The 14131-nt window shown below is 68.0% G+C and carries 13 protein-coding genes and 1 other RNA gene; 11 read left to right on the forward strand and 3 right to left on the reverse strand.

Annotated features, from left to right (window positions below):
- Positions 1–33: 33 nt before the first annotated feature.
- Entirely contained in the window at positions 34–1677 is a 1644-nt protein-coding gene (gene groL / locus KAH28_RS09460; protein WP_290575994.1) for a chaperonin GroEL, read from the reverse strand.
- A 47-nt stretch (positions 1678–1724) separates the two neighbouring features.
- Positions 1725–2015, reverse strand: a complete 291-nt coding sequence (groES, locus tag KAH28_RS09465) for a co-chaperone GroES (protein ID WP_290575996.1) — start codon at positions 2013–2015, stop codon at positions 1725–1727.
- Positions 2016–2229: 214 nt separating this feature from the next.
- On the opposite strand from groES, the gene KAH28_RS09470 reads away from it, so the two are divergent.
- Genes KAH28_RS09470 through hemH form a run of 4 tightly spaced genes read left to right on the forward strand, consistent with a single transcriptional unit; the run spans position 2230 to position 7647 of the window.
- Positions 2230–3504: an acetyl-CoA C-acetyltransferase gene (locus KAH28_RS09470; RefSeq protein ID WP_290575998.1), complete on the forward strand. Its 1275-nt coding sequence runs from the start codon at positions 2230–2232 to the stop codon at positions 3502–3504.
- A gap of 45 nt (positions 3505–3549) precedes the next feature.
- Complete coding sequence (locus tag KAH28_RS09475) at positions 3550–4884, forward strand: sodium-dependent transporter (RefSeq protein WP_290576001.1); 1335 nt, start codon at positions 3550–3552, stop codon at positions 4882–4884.
- 19 nt (positions 4885–4903) lie between these two features.
- Entirely contained in the window at positions 4904–6544 is a 1641-nt protein-coding gene (locus tag KAH28_RS09480) for a sodium:alanine symporter family protein (protein WP_290576003.1), read from the forward strand.
- Positions 6545–6579: 35 nt separating this feature from the next.
- Positions 6580–7647: a ferrochelatase gene (gene hemH / locus KAH28_RS09485; protein ID WP_290576005.1), complete on the forward strand. Its 1068-nt coding sequence runs from the start codon at positions 6580–6582 to the stop codon at positions 7645–7647.
- A gap of 317 nt (positions 7648–7964) precedes the next feature.
- Here hemH and KAH28_RS09490 read toward each other — a convergent pair whose 3' ends face one another.
- Entirely contained in the window at positions 7965–9122 is a 1158-nt protein-coding gene (locus KAH28_RS09490; RefSeq protein ID WP_290576007.1) for an OmpA family protein, read from the reverse strand.
- 187 nt (positions 9123–9309) lie between these two features.
- Between KAH28_RS09490 and sohB the strand changes: the two genes are divergently transcribed.
- The 7 genes from sohB to KAH28_RS09525 all read left to right on the forward strand — a co-directional run bounded on the left by sohB (position 9310) and on the right by KAH28_RS09525 (position 13738).
- Positions 9310–10323: a protease SohB gene (sohB, locus tag KAH28_RS09495; RefSeq protein ID WP_290576009.1), complete on the forward strand. Its 1014-nt coding sequence runs from the start codon at positions 9310–9312 to the stop codon at positions 10321–10323.
- 146 nt (positions 10324–10469) lie between these two features.
- Entirely contained in the window at positions 10470–11858 is a 1389-nt protein-coding gene (locus KAH28_RS09500) for a DegQ family serine endoprotease (protein WP_290576011.1), read from the forward strand.
- A 63-nt stretch (positions 11859–11921) separates the two neighbouring features.
- Positions 11922–12119: a hypothetical protein gene (locus tag KAH28_RS09505; RefSeq protein ID WP_290576013.1), complete on the forward strand. Its 198-nt coding sequence runs from the start codon at positions 11922–11924 to the stop codon at positions 12117–12119.
- On the forward strand, positions 12112–12417 hold the full coding sequence (locus KAH28_RS09510; RefSeq protein ID WP_290576015.1) for a cell division protein ZapA: 306 nt from the start codon (positions 12112–12114) through the stop codon (positions 12415–12417). The genes KAH28_RS09505 and KAH28_RS09510 overlap by 8 nt, the downstream gene beginning before the upstream one ends.
- An 80-nt stretch (positions 12418–12497) precedes the next feature.
- A non-coding RNA gene (gene ssrS, locus KAH28_RS09515) (6S RNA) lies at positions 12498–12680 on the forward strand.
- Between the two features lies 1 nt (position 12681).
- Positions 12682–13248: a 5-formyltetrahydrofolate cyclo-ligase gene (locus tag KAH28_RS09520; protein ID WP_290576019.1), complete on the forward strand. Its 567-nt coding sequence runs from the start codon at positions 12682–12684 to the stop codon at positions 13246–13248.
- A 25-nt stretch (positions 13249–13273) separates the two neighbouring features.
- The gene (locus KAH28_RS09525; protein ID WP_290576017.1) at positions 13274–13738 is read left to right on the forward strand and encodes an EVE domain-containing protein; all 465 of its coding nucleotides are present in this window, start codon (positions 13274–13276) and stop codon (positions 13736–13738) included.
- Positions 13739–14131: the final 393 nt, after the last annotated feature.

Consider the following 14131-nt stretch of genomic DNA (forward strand, 5'->3'; position numbering starts at 1 on the left):
CGTTGATACCGCGGTGATCCGGACGGATCGGACTTACATCATGCCGCCCATGCCGCCCATGTCGCCCATGTCGGCACCGCCACCGCCGCCGCCTTCCTGCTTCGGCGCATCGGCGATCATGGCTTCGGTGGTCAGCAGCAGCGACGACACCGAGGCCGCGTTCTGCAGCGCCAGGCGGGTGACCTTGGCCGGGTCGATGATGCCCATCTCGAGCATGTCGCCGTACTCGCCGGTGGCGGCGTTGTAGCCGTAGGCACCGTCGTTGGCGAGGACCGCGTTCATCACCACCGCCGGCTCGTCGCCCGCATTGCCCACGATCAGGCGCAGCGGCTCCTGCACGGCACGCTTGAGGATGCTGATGCCGACGGACTGATCCTCGGTGGCACCCTTGAGGCCGTCGAGCACCTTGGAGGCGCGCACCAGCGCGACGCCGCCGCCGGGCACGATGCCTTCCTCGACCGCCGCACGGGTGGCGTGGAGGGCGTCCTCGACGCGCGCCTTCTTCTCCTTCATCTCGACCTCGGTGGCCGCGCCGACCTTGATCACGGCAACGCCGCCGGAGAGCTTGGCGATACGCTCGTCAAGCTTCTCGCGGTCGTAGTCGGAGCTGGAATCCTCGCGCTGGGCACGGAGTTCCTTGACACGGGCCTCGATGGCGTCGGCCTTGCCCGAGCCGTCGATGATGGTGGTGTCTTCCTTGTTGATCTGCACCTTCTTGGCGGTGCCGAGATCGTCCAGGGTGACCTTCTCGAGCGACATGCCGACGTCGTCGGAGATGACGGTGCCGTCGGTGAGGATGGCGATGTCCTTGAGCATTTCCTTGCGACGGTCGCCGAAGCCCGGCGCCTTCACGGCGGCGACCTTGATGATGCCGCGCATGTTGTTGACCACCAGGGTGGCCAGCGCCTCGCCCTCGACATCCTCTGAGACGATGATCAGCGGGCGGCTCTGCTTGGCGACATTCTCGAGCACCGGCAGCAGATCGCGGATGTTGCTGATCTTCTTCTCGGTGATGAGGATGTAGGGGTTGTCGTGCTCGACCTGCTGCGACTGGGTGTTGGTGATGAAGTACGGCGACAGGTAGCCGCGGTCGAACTGCATGCCCTCGACCACCTCGAGCTCGTTCTCCAGGCCCGAGCCTTCCTCGACGGTGATCACGCCTTCCTTGCCGACCTTGTCCATGGCCTCGGCGATGATCTCGCCGACGGCCTGATCGCTGTTGGCGGACACGGTGCCGACCTGCGCGATGGCCTTGCGGTCACGGCACGGCGTGGAGAGCTTCTTGATCTCGCCGGTCAGGGCCTCGACGGCCTTGTCGATGCCGCGCTTGATGTCCATCGGGTCGACGCCGGCGGCGACCGACTTCAGACCCTCGTTGAAGATGGCCTGGGACAGCACGGTGGCGGTGGTGGTGCCGTCACCGGCCTCGTCGCTGGTCTTGCTGGCGACTTCCTTGACCAGCTGCGCGCCCATGTTCTCGAACTTGTCCTTCAGTTCGATTTCCTTGGCGACCGAGACGCCGTCCTTGGTGACGGTGGGGGCACCGAAGGACTTGTCGAGGACCACGTTGCGGCCCTTGGGGCCCAGGGTGACGCGCACGGCATTGGCGAGAACGTTGACGCCCTCGGCCATGCGGTTGCGTGCGTCGTCGGCAAACTTCACTTCCTTGGCAGACATTGCATTACCTCTTGATTGTGTTCGGTTTCAGGTAAGTAAGCGGGAGATCAGCCCTCGAGGACGGCCATGATGTCGTCCTCGCGCATCACGACCAGCTCGTCGCCTTCGTGCTTGACTTCCGTGCCCGAGTACTTGCCGAAGAGCACCTTGTCGCCGACCTTGACGTCGGGAGCGTGAACAGTGCCGTCGTCCGAGCGCTTGCCCGGTCCCACGGCGACGACTTCCCCCTTGATCGGCTTCTCGGCGGCGGAGTCGGGGATGACAATGCCACCCGGGGTGGTGCGCTCTTCCTCGAGGCGCTTCACCACAACGCGGTCATGCAAAGGACGCAGCTTCATTTCAATCTCCTTGATATACCAAGTAAATCCCTGTTTTCTACGAGCGCTCACAGTGGGATCGCGCCAGCAAGTTTGTTAGCACTCCCCCGTGATGGCTGCCAATCTTGGGGGGCGCGCGGACACTTTCAAGAGCCCGGCGGGAAAAAATTTGTCGGCGACGCGGAATGTTGCAGCGCGGTAGACTCGCGCCCACACATCAATCCGCCAGAGTCCCATGACTGAGATCCGACGCGTCGCCGTGCTCGGCAGCAACCGCATCCCGTTCTGCCGCTCCAACACGGCCTACGCCAAGCGTTCGAACAAGGACATGCTGACCACCGCCATGCAGGGGCTGGTCGACCGCACCGGCATCGCCGGCGAGCGCCTCGGCGAGGCCGCGGCAGGCGCGGTACTGAAGCATTCGCGCGACTTCAATCTCACGCGCGAGTCGCTGCTCTCGACGACGCTCTCCCCCGACACGCCCGCCTACGATGTCCAGCAGGCCTGCGGCACCGGCCTGGAGACCGCCATCCTGGTGGGCAACAAGGTCGCGCTGGGCCAGATCGAGGCCGGCATCGCGGGTGGCGTGGACACCGCCTCGGACGCGCCCATCGAGGTCAACGACAAGCTCCGCCAGATCCTGCTGGAGCTCAATCGCGCCAAGACCAACGGCGACCGCCTGAAGGCGCTGGCGCGCTTCCGGCCGTCGATGCTGGCTCCGGCCATCCCGACCAACGGCGAGCCGCGCACGGGCAAGAGCATGGGCGAGCACTGCGAGCTCATGGCCAAGCACTGGAAGATCTCGCGCGAGGATCAGGACCAGCTCGCCCTCGAGTCGCACCAGAAGGCCGCCGCGGCGTACGACGCCGGGTTCTACGATGATCTGGTGTCGCCCTTCTCGGGCATCAAGCGCGACAACAATCTGCGCGCCGACAGCACGCTGGAGAAGCTGGCGTCGCTCAAGCCGGTGTTCGACCGCGAGAACGGCACGCTCACCGCCGCCAACTCGACACCGCTGACCGACGGCGCGTCGGCCGTCCTGCTCGGCTCCGAGGACTGGGCGGCCCGCCACAAGATCGAGCCGCAGGCCTTCATGACCTTCTCGGAGACCGCTGCGGTGGACTTCGCCTCGGGCGCAGAGGGCCTGCTGATGGCGCCGGCCTACGCGGTGCCGCGCATGCTGGCCCGCGCCGGCATCGATCTGCAGGACTTCGACTACTACGAGATCCACGAGGCCTTCGCCGCCCAGGTGCTGTGCACGCTCAAGGCCTGGGAGGACAAGCGCTTCTGCAAGGACAAGCTGGGCCTGTCCAAGCCGCTCGGCGCCATCGATCGCAGCAAGCTCAACGTCAAGGGCGGCTCGGTGGCGCTGGGGCATCCGTTCGCTGCCACCGGCGGCCGCATCCTGGGCACGCTGTCCAAGATCCTCAACGAGGCCGGCCGCGGCCGCGGCCTGATCTCGATCTGCGCCGCGGGCGGCATGGGCGTGGTCGCGATCGTCGAGAAGTAGCCGGCGACGCTGCGCGCACGCCCGGCGGCGGGCTATGCTGCGGTCATGACGACTAGGGAGCACTGGGGCAGCCGGCTGGGCTTCGTCATGGCCGCGGCGGGTTCCGCCGTAGGCCTCGGCAATATCTGGCGCTTTCCGTACACCGCCGGCGAGAACGGCGGCGGCGCCTTCCTGCTGATCTACCTCGGGATCATCGCGGTGTTCGGGGTATCCGTGCTGCTGGCCGAGATCGTGCTCGGCCGCGTCACGCAGCGCAATCCGGTGGGCGCCTTCAAGCAGCTGGGCGGGCCGGTGTGGGCGCTGGCCGGGCTGCTCGGCGTGATCACCGGCTTCGTCATCCTGTCGTTCTACATCGTCGTGGCCGGCTGGACGCTGGCCTACGTCGGCTTCTCGGCCACCGGCGCGGTGAGCAGCACCGATCCGGCGGTGCTGGAGAGCCAGTTCGGCGCCTTCGTCGGTGGCACCTGGGCGCCGCTGGGCTATGCGGCGGTGTTCATGGTGCTGGTGGCGGTCACGGTGGCCGGCGGCATCGGCCGCGGCATCGAGCGCGCCAACAAGGTGCTCATGCCATTGCTGTTCCTGCTCCTGATCGCGCTGGCTGTAAGGGCGCTGACCCTGCCCGGTGGCGGCGCCGGTGTCGCATTCCTGCTGCAGCCCGACTTCTCGAAGGTGTCGGGTGCCACTTTCTCCGCCGCGCTGGCACAGGCGTTCTTCTCGCTGTCGCTGGGCATGGGCACGATGATCACCTACGGCTCCTACCTGGGCCGGCACGACCGACTGGGCGTCGCCAGCGGGGCCATCATCTCCCTGGATGTGCTCGCCGCAATGCTCGCCGGACTGGTCATCATGCCGGTGGTCTTCGCCTTCGGCTTCAGCCCGTCCGCCGGAGCGGGACTGACCTTCATCACGCTACCGGCGGCCTTCGCGGCGATGCCCGGCGGCACGCTGATCGCGCCGGCGTTCTTCCTGCTGCTGGCGGTGGCCGCGCTGACCTCGGCACTGTCGATCCTCGAGCCGGCGATCAGCTGGCTCACCGACGAGCGCGGCTGGTCGCGACCGAGGACGGTGTGGGCCTGCGCGCTGCTGTGCTTCGCGCTCGGTGTGCCGTCGTCGCTGTCGATGGGAGCCGCCGATCTGACGCTGTTCGGACGCACCTTCTTCGACACCATGGATTTCGCGGCCACCGGCGTCATGCTGCCGGTCGGCGCACTGCTGACATCCATCTTCGTGGGCTGGTTCTGGGGCCACCGCGCCCTGGTCGAGCTCGCCGACACGCCCGGCGCCGACCCCTGGTGGTCGCGCGCCTGGCTGCTGATCCTGCGCTTCATCGCACCGCCCGCTCTGGTGCTGATCTTGCTTCAGAGCACGGGCGTGATCTGACCCGAACGGGGGGACGGGTATGAACGAATTTCTTGCGGTCCTCGGGGCCATCAACGCGGTATTGCTGTCGGTGCCGGTGCTGGTGGCCCTGCTGGTCGCCGGCGTGGCCTTCACCATCTTCTCCGGCTTCTCGCAGTACCGGTCGCTGACACACGGCTTCGGACTGGTCTCGGGGCGTCACGACCTGGCCGAGGACGGCAAGGGCGTGCTCAGCCACTTCCAGGCGCTGGCGGCGGCACTGTCGGCCACGGTCGGCCTGGGCAACATCGGCGGCGTGGCCATCGCGGTGGCACTGGGTGGCCCGGGCGCCGTCTTCTGGATGTGGATGGTCGGCGTGGTGGGCATGGCCATCAAGACCGTCGAGGTCACGCTGGCGATGATCTATCGCGACACCAGTGACCCGAACAATCCACACGGCGGCACCATGTATGTCTGCCGCGACGGCCTGCGCGCGCTGTCGCCCCGGCTGGCGGGCATCGGCGCCATGGTCGGGGCCTTCTTCGCGGTGGCGCTGATCGTCTTCGGCCTCACCGGCGGCAACATGTTCCAGGCCTGGAACGCGGCCGAACTGGCGCGCAGCTACTTCGGCGTGCCGTCGTGGATATCGGGCATCGTGCTGGCGGTCCTGGTCGGTCTGGTGATCATCGGCGGCATCCGGCGCATCGGTCACGCGGCCGCGGCGCTGGTACCCTTCATGTGCCTGATCTACATCGTCTGCGGGCTGGGCGTGCTGTTCGCCAACGTGGGAGAACTGCCCCGACTGCTGAACCTGATCGTGACATCGGCGTTCTCGCCGGCCGAAGCCAGCGGTGCCTTCACCGGCGCCGCGGTGGGCACCGCCTTCCTGTTCGGCATGCGGCGCGCGCTGTTCTCCTCCGAGGCCGGCATGGGCTCCGCCCCCATCGCGCACGCGGCGGTACGCACCCGCAAGCCGGCGAGCGAGGGGGTCGTCGCGGGACTGGAACCCTTCATCGACACACTGGTGGTCTGCACGATCACGGCCATGGTGATCCTGTCGAGCGGCATCTGGGATCGCGATGCGGCGACCACCCTCGACGCCGCACCGACCTTCGAGCGCACCGCTTCCGGCACCTGGGCGCCCGACGCCGCGGCACTGCCCGACATCGACGGCATCGAAGCCGGCGATTCGGTCTTCATCGTGGCGCGCGACGCCAGCGGCGAGCTGCAGCGCGTCTACGCCGAGGTCGGCGAAGGCGGCACGCTGAACTGGCAGGACACGACCGGCGACCGCGCCCCGCAGGCGCGTGACGGGGCGATCTACCTGGACCTGCCGGCAGCCGCGCTGACCGCCGCTGCCTTCGACTCCGCCGCGCCGGGTCTGGGTCGCTGGATGGTCACCATCGCCGTCTGGCTGTTCGCGCTGTCGACCATGATCACCTGGAGCTACTACGCCGAGCAGGGCGTCGTCTATCTGTCGCGCGGCAGCACCCGGGTGGTGACCGGTTTCCGCATGCTCTGGTGCGCGCTGATCGTCGTGGCCACCGCCGGCATCGTGCGTACCGACGCGCAGTTGGACACGCTCAGCACGGTCGCCATCGGCTTCATGCTGATCATTAATCTGCCGGTGATGATCCTGCTCGCGCACAAGGCGCTTGCGACACAGCGCCAGTACTTCCGCGAGCTGCGCAGCGAAGGCTGACGGCACGGACGAAACAGACGCGAGACGCCACCCGAATGCACCACGATCCGGTAGCCGCGCACGTCACCCAGCCGAGGGTGGGCGTGCTGCTGGTCAACCTCGGCACCCCCGACGCGCCGACGCCCGCGGCAATCCGGCGCTATCTCGGCGAGTTCCTGTCCGACCCGCGCGTCATCGAGATTCCGCGCGCCATCTGGTGGCCGATCCTGCACGGCTTCATCCTGCCCTTCCGTCCGCGACGGCTGGCGCACGCCTACGCCAGCATCTGGTACGAGAACGGCGCCCCCCTGCTGGTGCATACCCGCGCGCTGGCCGCCGGTGTCGAGGCGGGGCTGTCCGGCGGCAACGGGGAACCCGCCATCCCGGTATTCCCGGCGATGCGCTATGGCTCGCCGTCGATCGCCTCGGCGCTGGCCGATGCGCGCGAGCGCGGCGTGCGCCGGCTGGTGGTGATTCCGCTGTATCCGCAGTACTCGGCGACGACCACGGCCTCGGTCATGGATGCCGTGTTCGATAACCTGTCCGGCGAGCGCTGGATGCCGGAGCTGCGCAGCGTGCACAGCTACCACGACGACCCCGGCTATATCGCGGCGCTCGCGGAATCGGTGCGCAGGCACTGGGATGCGCACGGGCGCGGCGAGCATCTGCTGATGAGCTTTCACGGCATACCGCAGCGCTACTTCGATGCCGGCGACCCCTACCACTGCCTGTGCCACAAGACCGCGCGACTTCTGGCCGAAGCACTGGACCTGGACGACAGCACCTGCAGCGTCACCTTCCAGTCGCGTTTCGGCAAGGCGCCGTGGCTGCAGCCCTACACCGACGAGCGTATCGACGCGCTCGCCGCCGCCGGCGTGCGCCGGCTCGATGCCATCTGCCCCGGGTTCGCGTCCGACTGCCTCGAAACCCTGGAGGAGATGGCCATGCAGTACGGCGATCGGTTCCGCGCCGCGGGCGGCGAAGCCCTGCGCTACATCCCCGCACTCAATGCCGACGATGCCCACGTCGAGGCCATCACGACACTCGCGCGCCGCCAGCTCGACGGCTGGATGCCGGACGCCATCGATCCGGAACTGATCGCGCGACGCGCGGCGGTGCTGTAGCGCACTGACGACCGCGCCGCCACGTCACAACGCCGGGTCACCGCCCCCGCCATGTAGAGCGCCCTCGGCCTTCAAGGCCGCGCGCTGACACGCGTCGCGCGTCCGCCGGCCTTCGCCGGCACGTCTCGGTGCCGATCGCGCGTCGCCGCATCATCGAGACGGCTGCCCACCGGAACGCCACGGCCGCAGGCGCCATGCCGCCCGCGGCGGTGCGCCGAAAAAACAGGGCGCCACAAAAAACCCCCGCGGCGCGAACACCGCGGGGGTCGAATGCTGCGGATGAGCGTCCCGCCGAAGCGGGACGGCATCCCGGGTGCCTACTCGCCGCTGCGGGCGCGGATCTCCGCGCGACGGTTGAGCAGGCGACCCTTGTCGGTCTCGTTGCTGGCGATCGGCTCCTTCTCGCCGCCGCTGCTGGTCTCGATGCGAGCAGCATCGACACCCTGCTTGACGAGGTAGTCACGGACCGTGCCGGCGCGACGAACACCCAGAGCCTGGTTGTAGGCCGTGGAGCCGACGCTGTCGGTGTGGCCCTCGACCGTCACCTGCAGGTTGGCGTCTTCCGCGATCAGCTGCCGGATCTCGGCGGCGGTGCGGTCGAGCGTGCTGCGGGCGTAGTCGGTGAGGTTCGACTTGTCGAAGGCGAAGTTCACGTCCTCGAACTTGCGATCGATGGCGACATCGACCGGGCAGCCGCGCTCGTCGACCTGCACACCGGCAGCCGTGCCGGGGCACTCGTCGATGTGATCCGGCACGCCGTCGGCGTCGGAATCGATCGGGCAGCCACGCGCGTTGACGCGAACACCGGCGGCGGTGCCGGGGCACTCGTCGAGGTTGTCCGGAACGCCGTCGCCATCGGAGTCGGCGACCTTCTTGGGCTCGGGCGCCGCGGTGGCGACCACCGGAACGCTGCGCACCAGCGGGAACAGCACGCCGACGCGCAGGATGGCCTCGCTGACCGAATCCTCGGCGGTGCCGACCTGCTTGGCGGGCGCGCCGTCGGTGTAGCGGTAGGCGACTTCGCCGCGCAGACCGAAGTTGATCGACGGATAGCTCAGAAGACCCAGCGTGACCTCGCCGAAGGCACGACGGCGGTTCTCGTCGGGCGGATCGAGCTGGTTGTTGGCGAGGCCGCCGCCGAGGCCGATGTAGGGCTCGACCGTGCCGCCGCGCTGGAAGGCGTACAGACCGCCGAGCTTGAGGTTCAGGCTGCGGGCGTCACGGTCGGGGGCCTGGTCGTCGCTCGAGAACGTCGAGTAGTCGACGGCGAGCTCGGCCGCGAGGTTGTCGGTGAAGAAGTAGCCACCGGACACGTGCAGGCCGTTGCCGGCATCGTTCGGCCGGTCGTTGCTGTCGAAGGTGTACTGGTATGACAGGGACGTAAATGCCTTGACATTCCCGCCTTCCTGCGCAGCCACTACCTGGCTGGCGATCAGCGCTGCCCCGCCGAGTAAAACTGCGAGTTTTCTGCTCACGATCGGTACGCTCCCTGTGTGTGGCGACTTCGGCCTTCTGAATTTGAAAGCGCCCGACTCTGCGAGCGCTCTGCACGTTTTACTATAACAGGAGCGCTATTGCCAGCAGTACCGAACCCGTTCAGCTGGTAGTAAGGCGGTGGCTCAGGTCCCGCGCGCAAGCCCTTCACTTATTTCCGGAATCCTGATGTCGATCCTTGCCGATGTTGGCGCCTTCGCGCTGAAGCTTGTGCTCATTCTCGCGCTGGTCGGCGCGATTGTTACTCTGGTAGCGCGTGGCGCCCGGAGTCGCGGCGACGATCAGCCCGCTCCGCTCGAGATCCGCGCGCTGCACGAGCAGCTGCGCGAGCGCGCCGAGCGGATCCGCCTCGAGACGGCGTCGCCGGCGCAACGCAAGGCGCTGCGCAAGACACTCAAGCGCAAACGCAAGGACGAGGACAAGGCCCCGGGGGGCCAGAAGGAGCGTCCGCGCGCCTTCGTGCTGGATTTCGAGGGCGATCTCCGCGCGTCCGCGGTTTCGGCGCTGCGCGAGGAGATCAGCGCGCTGCTGCTGGTGGCGGGCAGCGGCGACGAGATCGTGCTGCGGCTGGAGAGCCCGGGCGGCATGGTGCACGGCTACGGGCTGGCGGCGTCGCAGCTCGCCCGCATCGGCAAGCGCGGCATCCGCCTGACCGTGACGGTCGACAAGGTCGCAGCCAGTGGCGGCTACATGATGGCCTGCGTCGCCGACCGCATTGTGGCGGCACCGTTCGCGGTCATCGGCTCGATCGGCGTGGTCATGCAGATGCCCAACTTCCACCGCCTGCTCAAGCGCAAGGAGATCGACTTCGAGCTGCTCACCGCGGGCGAGCACAAGCGCACGCTGACGCTGTTCGGCGAGAACAGCGATGCCGCCCGGAGCAAGGCGCTGGAAGAGCTCGAGGATACCCACACGCTGTTCAAGGACTTCATCCGCGATCACCGGCCGCAGCTCGATGTGGATACCGTGGCCAACGGCGAGCACTGGTTCGGCACACGCGCGGCCGAGCTCAAGCTGGTCGACGAGCTGATGACCAGCGACGACTATCTCATGCAGCGCATGGAGACCCACGATCTGTTCGGCGTGCGCCTGCGTCAGCCGCGTCCGCTGATGCAGCGGCTCGCGGAGCGCGTCAGCATGGCAGTGCAGCGCGTGCGGGAAGCGGCGCTGCTGCGCGCGTGACCCACGGCCGGTACCCTGCGCGGCGACGCGGCACTGCCGCCATCGCACGGCAACCGAACCGAATGCCCGTCGCAACGGTCTTGTATCCCGTGCCCTCGCCACCCGGCGACGGCCTTCCTCCATGTAATCCAGACCAAAGGTTCCAGATGCGAAGCTCCCGAGCCTCCGCCTCCCACGTCGTCCGCCTCGCCGCGCTGATCGGCATCGCCCTGATGCTGGTCGGCCTCAGCGTGCCCAGCGCGCGCGCGACTCCCCTGCTGTCGGCGGACAAGCCGACCCTGGCCCCGATGCTCAAGGAAGTCCTGCCATCGGTGGTCAACATCAAGATCACCGCGCGGCAGAGCATGGAGAATCCGCTGCTGCAGGACCCCTTCTTCCGCCGCTTCTTCGGCCTGCCCGACGAGCAGCAGCCGCGCGAACGGCAGTCCCAGCCCGTCGGTTCCGGCGTCATCATCGACAACAAGGAAGGGCTGGTACTGACCAATCACCACGTCATCGCGCAGGCCGAGGAGATCGTGGTCAACCTGTCCAGCGGCCGCGACATCGAGGCCGAGCTGGTGGGCAGCGACCCGGAAACCGACATCGCCGTGCTGCGCATCGACGCCAGCGGCCTCCCGGCGCTGCCCATGGCCGATTCGGACGCGCTGCAGGTGGGCGACTTCGTGCTCGCCATCGGCAATCCCTTCGGTCTCGGTCAGACCGTGACCTCCGGCATCGTCAGCGCGCTCGGCCGCATGACGGGCACCGAGGGCTACCAGAACTTCATCCAGACCGACGCCGCCATCAATCCCGGCAACTCGGGCGGCGCACTGATCAACCTCGATGGTGAACTGGTCGGCATCAACAGCCAGATCCTGTCGCGGACCGGCGGCAACATCGGCATCGGATTCGCCATTCCGACCAATCTGGCGCGCACGGTCATGGACCAGCTGGTCGAGCACGGCGACGTGCAGCGCGGCAAGATCGGCATCGTCGGGCAGACGCTGACCGACGAGCTCGCCAAGGCCTTCGACCGCGAGGTCGACGGTGGCGTGGTGATCACCAAGGTCATGGAGGACTCGCCCGCCGAGGAAGCCGGCCTGAAGGCCGAGGACATCATCATCGAGGCCGACGGCGCGCGCATCGACGACATGCTGAAGCTGCGCAACCACATCGGCCTCAAGCGCGTCGGCGACCGGGTCAAGCTCAAGGTGCTGCGCGACGGCAAGGAACGCCGCGTGACCGTGGAGATCGGCGACGACGAGGCCAGCGAGGCCGGCGGCGACGCGCTCCATCCCAAGCTCGAGGGCGCGCGCCTGGGGCCGATCCAGGAGGATCATCCGCTCGCCGGCCGCGCCGAGGGCGTGCAGGTGCTCGAGGTCGCGCAGGGCAGCCCTGCCGCCGGCGCAGGCCTGCGTCCGGGCGACATCATCATGGCAGCCAACCGGCAGAAGGTGACCTCGGTGCCCGAGCTGAGCGAGATCGCCGGCGGCGGCAGCCAGCTGCTGCTGCACATCCGGCGCGGCAACGGCGCGCTCTTCCTGCTGCTGCAGTAGGACGGGCCTTGGCGGGCATGGCGTCGGCGTCGTTATACTCGGCGCCATGTCCCGCCGGCAGCCATGATGGACGAAGAGCTCACACTGCTTGAGCGGCGCGTGCACCAGTTGCTCGCCACCTATCGTCAGGCGTCGGGCGAGCTGCGCCGCGTCGAAGCGGAACGCGACCGTCTTCTGGAGGCCAACAACGAGCTGCGCGAGCGCATCGAGCGCATCGTCGCGCGCATTCGGGCCCTCGAGCTGGAGCAAAGCGATGGCTGAAGAGTCGATCACCATCTCCGTGCGCATCATGGGACGGGAGTACACCGTCTCGTGCCCGCCGGACGAGCACGAGACGCTGGTCGCCTCGGCCGAGATGCTCAATCAGCGCATGAGCGCCATCCGCAAGCGCGGCAAGGCGCTCGGCACCGAGCGCATCGCGGTGATGGCGGCGCTGAACCTGGCGCGCGAACTGCTGGCCGGCGGCGACGGCGAGGACGCCGAGACCCGTCAGCGCAACGCCGAGCGCATCAAGCAGCTCCGGCTCGACATCGACAGCACCATGGCCCGCAACGGCTGACCCCGCGATCCCGACAACCGGCGCATTCCCGTCGACCGTCGCATGGTTCCGGCCGGCCGCTTTCTTGTATCGTGTGAGGGTGTCTCCTGCGGTGTACGTGGTTCGCCCCAAAACCCTTGAGCCTATTTACCTACCCAGGGAGCTGATGCCGTTTCTGGCGAGCACGCCCGCCCCGCAGCGGGAAGCCCGATGATCCGGCTAGGCACCCACTTGAGACGCTAGTCTCAAGGTCAACGGCGGATGACGGCACAGGCGGGAGACACCATCGAATCACGCGAGCGGGCGCGCGCCGAGGCGCGGCGCGCCCGCCGCACCCTCGCCCCGGCCGAGCGCCGCGAGCGCGCGGAACTCGCCGCACGCGCGGCCATGCGACTGGTGGCCCGCAGACGGGCACGCCGGGTCGCGCTGTACATCGGCCACGCCAGCGAGATGCCCACCCTGCCGCTGCGCCGCGCACTCCTGGCGCGGGGCATCGCGGTCTACCTGCCGGTCATCGGCCGCGACGGCGCCATGCACTTCCGCCGCTGGCGAGGCGGCCCCGTGCGCAGGGGCGCCCACGGCATCCCCCGTCCCGTCGGCGGCGCGCGCAGCACGCGCAGTGCGCTCGACATCGTCTTCCTGCCCATGCTGGCCTTCGACGCCAGCGGCACGCGCCTCGGCGCGGGCGGCGGCTACTACGACCGCTGGCTCGCCGGGGTGCGCGGGCGCCGGCCCCTGCTCTGCGGTTACGCTTTCGCGGCACAGGAGGCGCAGCGGCTGCCACACGCGGAGTGGGACATCCCGATCTCGGCCGTGGTCACGGAACGCGGCATCCGCCGCCTCCCCGAATGAATCCCGCCCGAAACCGAGTCCTCGCATGGCCTACTGGCTGATGAAGTCCGAACCCGATGCCTTCTCCATCGACGATCTGCGCGATCGTCCCCAGCAGACCGAGCCCTGGGACGGCATCCGCAACTACCAGGCCCGCAACTTCATGCGCGACCGCATGCAGGTGGGCGACCAGGCCTTCTTCTACCATTCCAACTGCGCCGTGCCGGGCATCGTGGGCGTCATGGAGATCGCCTCCCCGCCCTACCCCGACCCCACCCAGTTCGACGAGAACAGCAAGTACTTCGACGCCAAGTCGAAACCCGAGGAACCGCGCTGGCAGCTCGTCGACGTGCGCTACGTCCGTCACACCGAGCGCAACATCCCCCTCGCCGAGCTGCGCGAACACGCCGAAGGCGAACTGGCCGGCATGCAGCTGCTGATGAAGGGGAACCGGCTATCGATCATGCCGGTGGCGGAGGAACACTGGACGTTCATTCTGTCGCTGGAATAACCGCCCTGAAGTCGCGCCCACTAAAAAGGGGACGGTATACTTATTTTTGCCGGCCATTCGCTCAGCCGGAACGATGACAACACCGGAAATCGGTGCGCTACCGGTTGCCGCGCGGGAAATCAGTATACTGTCCCCTTCCGCGGTCGGTGAGCATCCCTAGTTGACCCGTTCGTGCTCTCGGGTTCCGCGCTTTGGGACCTCGGCGCTATCGAGTGATACCGCTCGACCGGCGCGGGTTCCTTTGGTTACGGCCAAAGGAACCAAAGCCATGGTGCCGCACGGGTGGCCTGCCGCGCCGGAGGCGCGGCAGGTGCCCGGCCCGGGAGTCGTGCTCGGGGGCACGGGTGAACAGGACATCCCTGTCCTGGTCACCCTTGCTCGACGTCCTGTCTC

The organism is Algiphilus sp., from assembly GCF_023145115.1.
In the GTDB taxonomy this organism is placed as follows: domain Bacteria; phylum Pseudomonadota; class Gammaproteobacteria; order Nevskiales; family Nevskiaceae; genus Algiphilus.

What these genes read in the sequence shown, in the direction of transcription:
- groL (WP_290575994.1), bottom strand. Translation starts at nt 1,677, where the DNA reads ATGTCTGCCAAGGAAGTGAAGTTTGCCGACGACGCACGCAACCGCATG.
- groES (WP_290575996.1), bottom strand. Translation starts at nt 2,015, where the DNA reads ATGAAGCTGCGTCCTTTGCATGACCGCGTTGTGGTGAAGCGCCTCGAG.
- KAH28_RS09470 (WP_290575998.1), top strand. Translation starts at nt 2,230, where the DNA reads ATGACTGAGATCCGACGCGTCGCCGTGCTCGGCAGCAACCGCATCCCG.
- KAH28_RS09475 (WP_290576001.1), top strand. Translation starts at nt 3,550, where the DNA reads ATGACGACTAGGGAGCACTGGGGCAGCCGGCTGGGCTTCGTCATGGCC.
- KAH28_RS09480 (WP_290576003.1), top strand. Translation starts at nt 4,904, where the DNA reads ATGAACGAATTTCTTGCGGTCCTCGGGGCCATCAACGCGGTATTGCTG.
- hemH (WP_290576005.1), top strand. Translation starts at nt 6,580, where the DNA reads ATGCACCACGATCCGGTAGCCGCGCACGTCACCCAGCCGAGGGTGGGC.
- sohB (WP_290576009.1), top strand. Translation starts at nt 9,310, where the DNA reads ATGTCGATCCTTGCCGATGTTGGCGCCTTCGCGCTGAAGCTTGTGCTC.
- KAH28_RS09500 (WP_290576011.1), top strand. Translation starts at nt 10,470, where the DNA reads ATGCGAAGCTCCCGAGCCTCCGCCTCCCACGTCGTCCGCCTCGCCGCG.
- KAH28_RS09505 (WP_290576013.1), top strand. Translation starts at nt 11,922, where the DNA reads ATGATGGACGAAGAGCTCACACTGCTTGAGCGGCGCGTGCACCAGTTG.
- KAH28_RS09510 (WP_290576015.1), top strand. Translation starts at nt 12,112, where the DNA reads ATGGCTGAAGAGTCGATCACCATCTCCGTGCGCATCATGGGACGGGAG.
- KAH28_RS09525 (WP_290576017.1), top strand. Translation starts at nt 13,274, where the DNA reads ATGGCCTACTGGCTGATGAAGTCCGAACCCGATGCCTTCTCCATCGAC.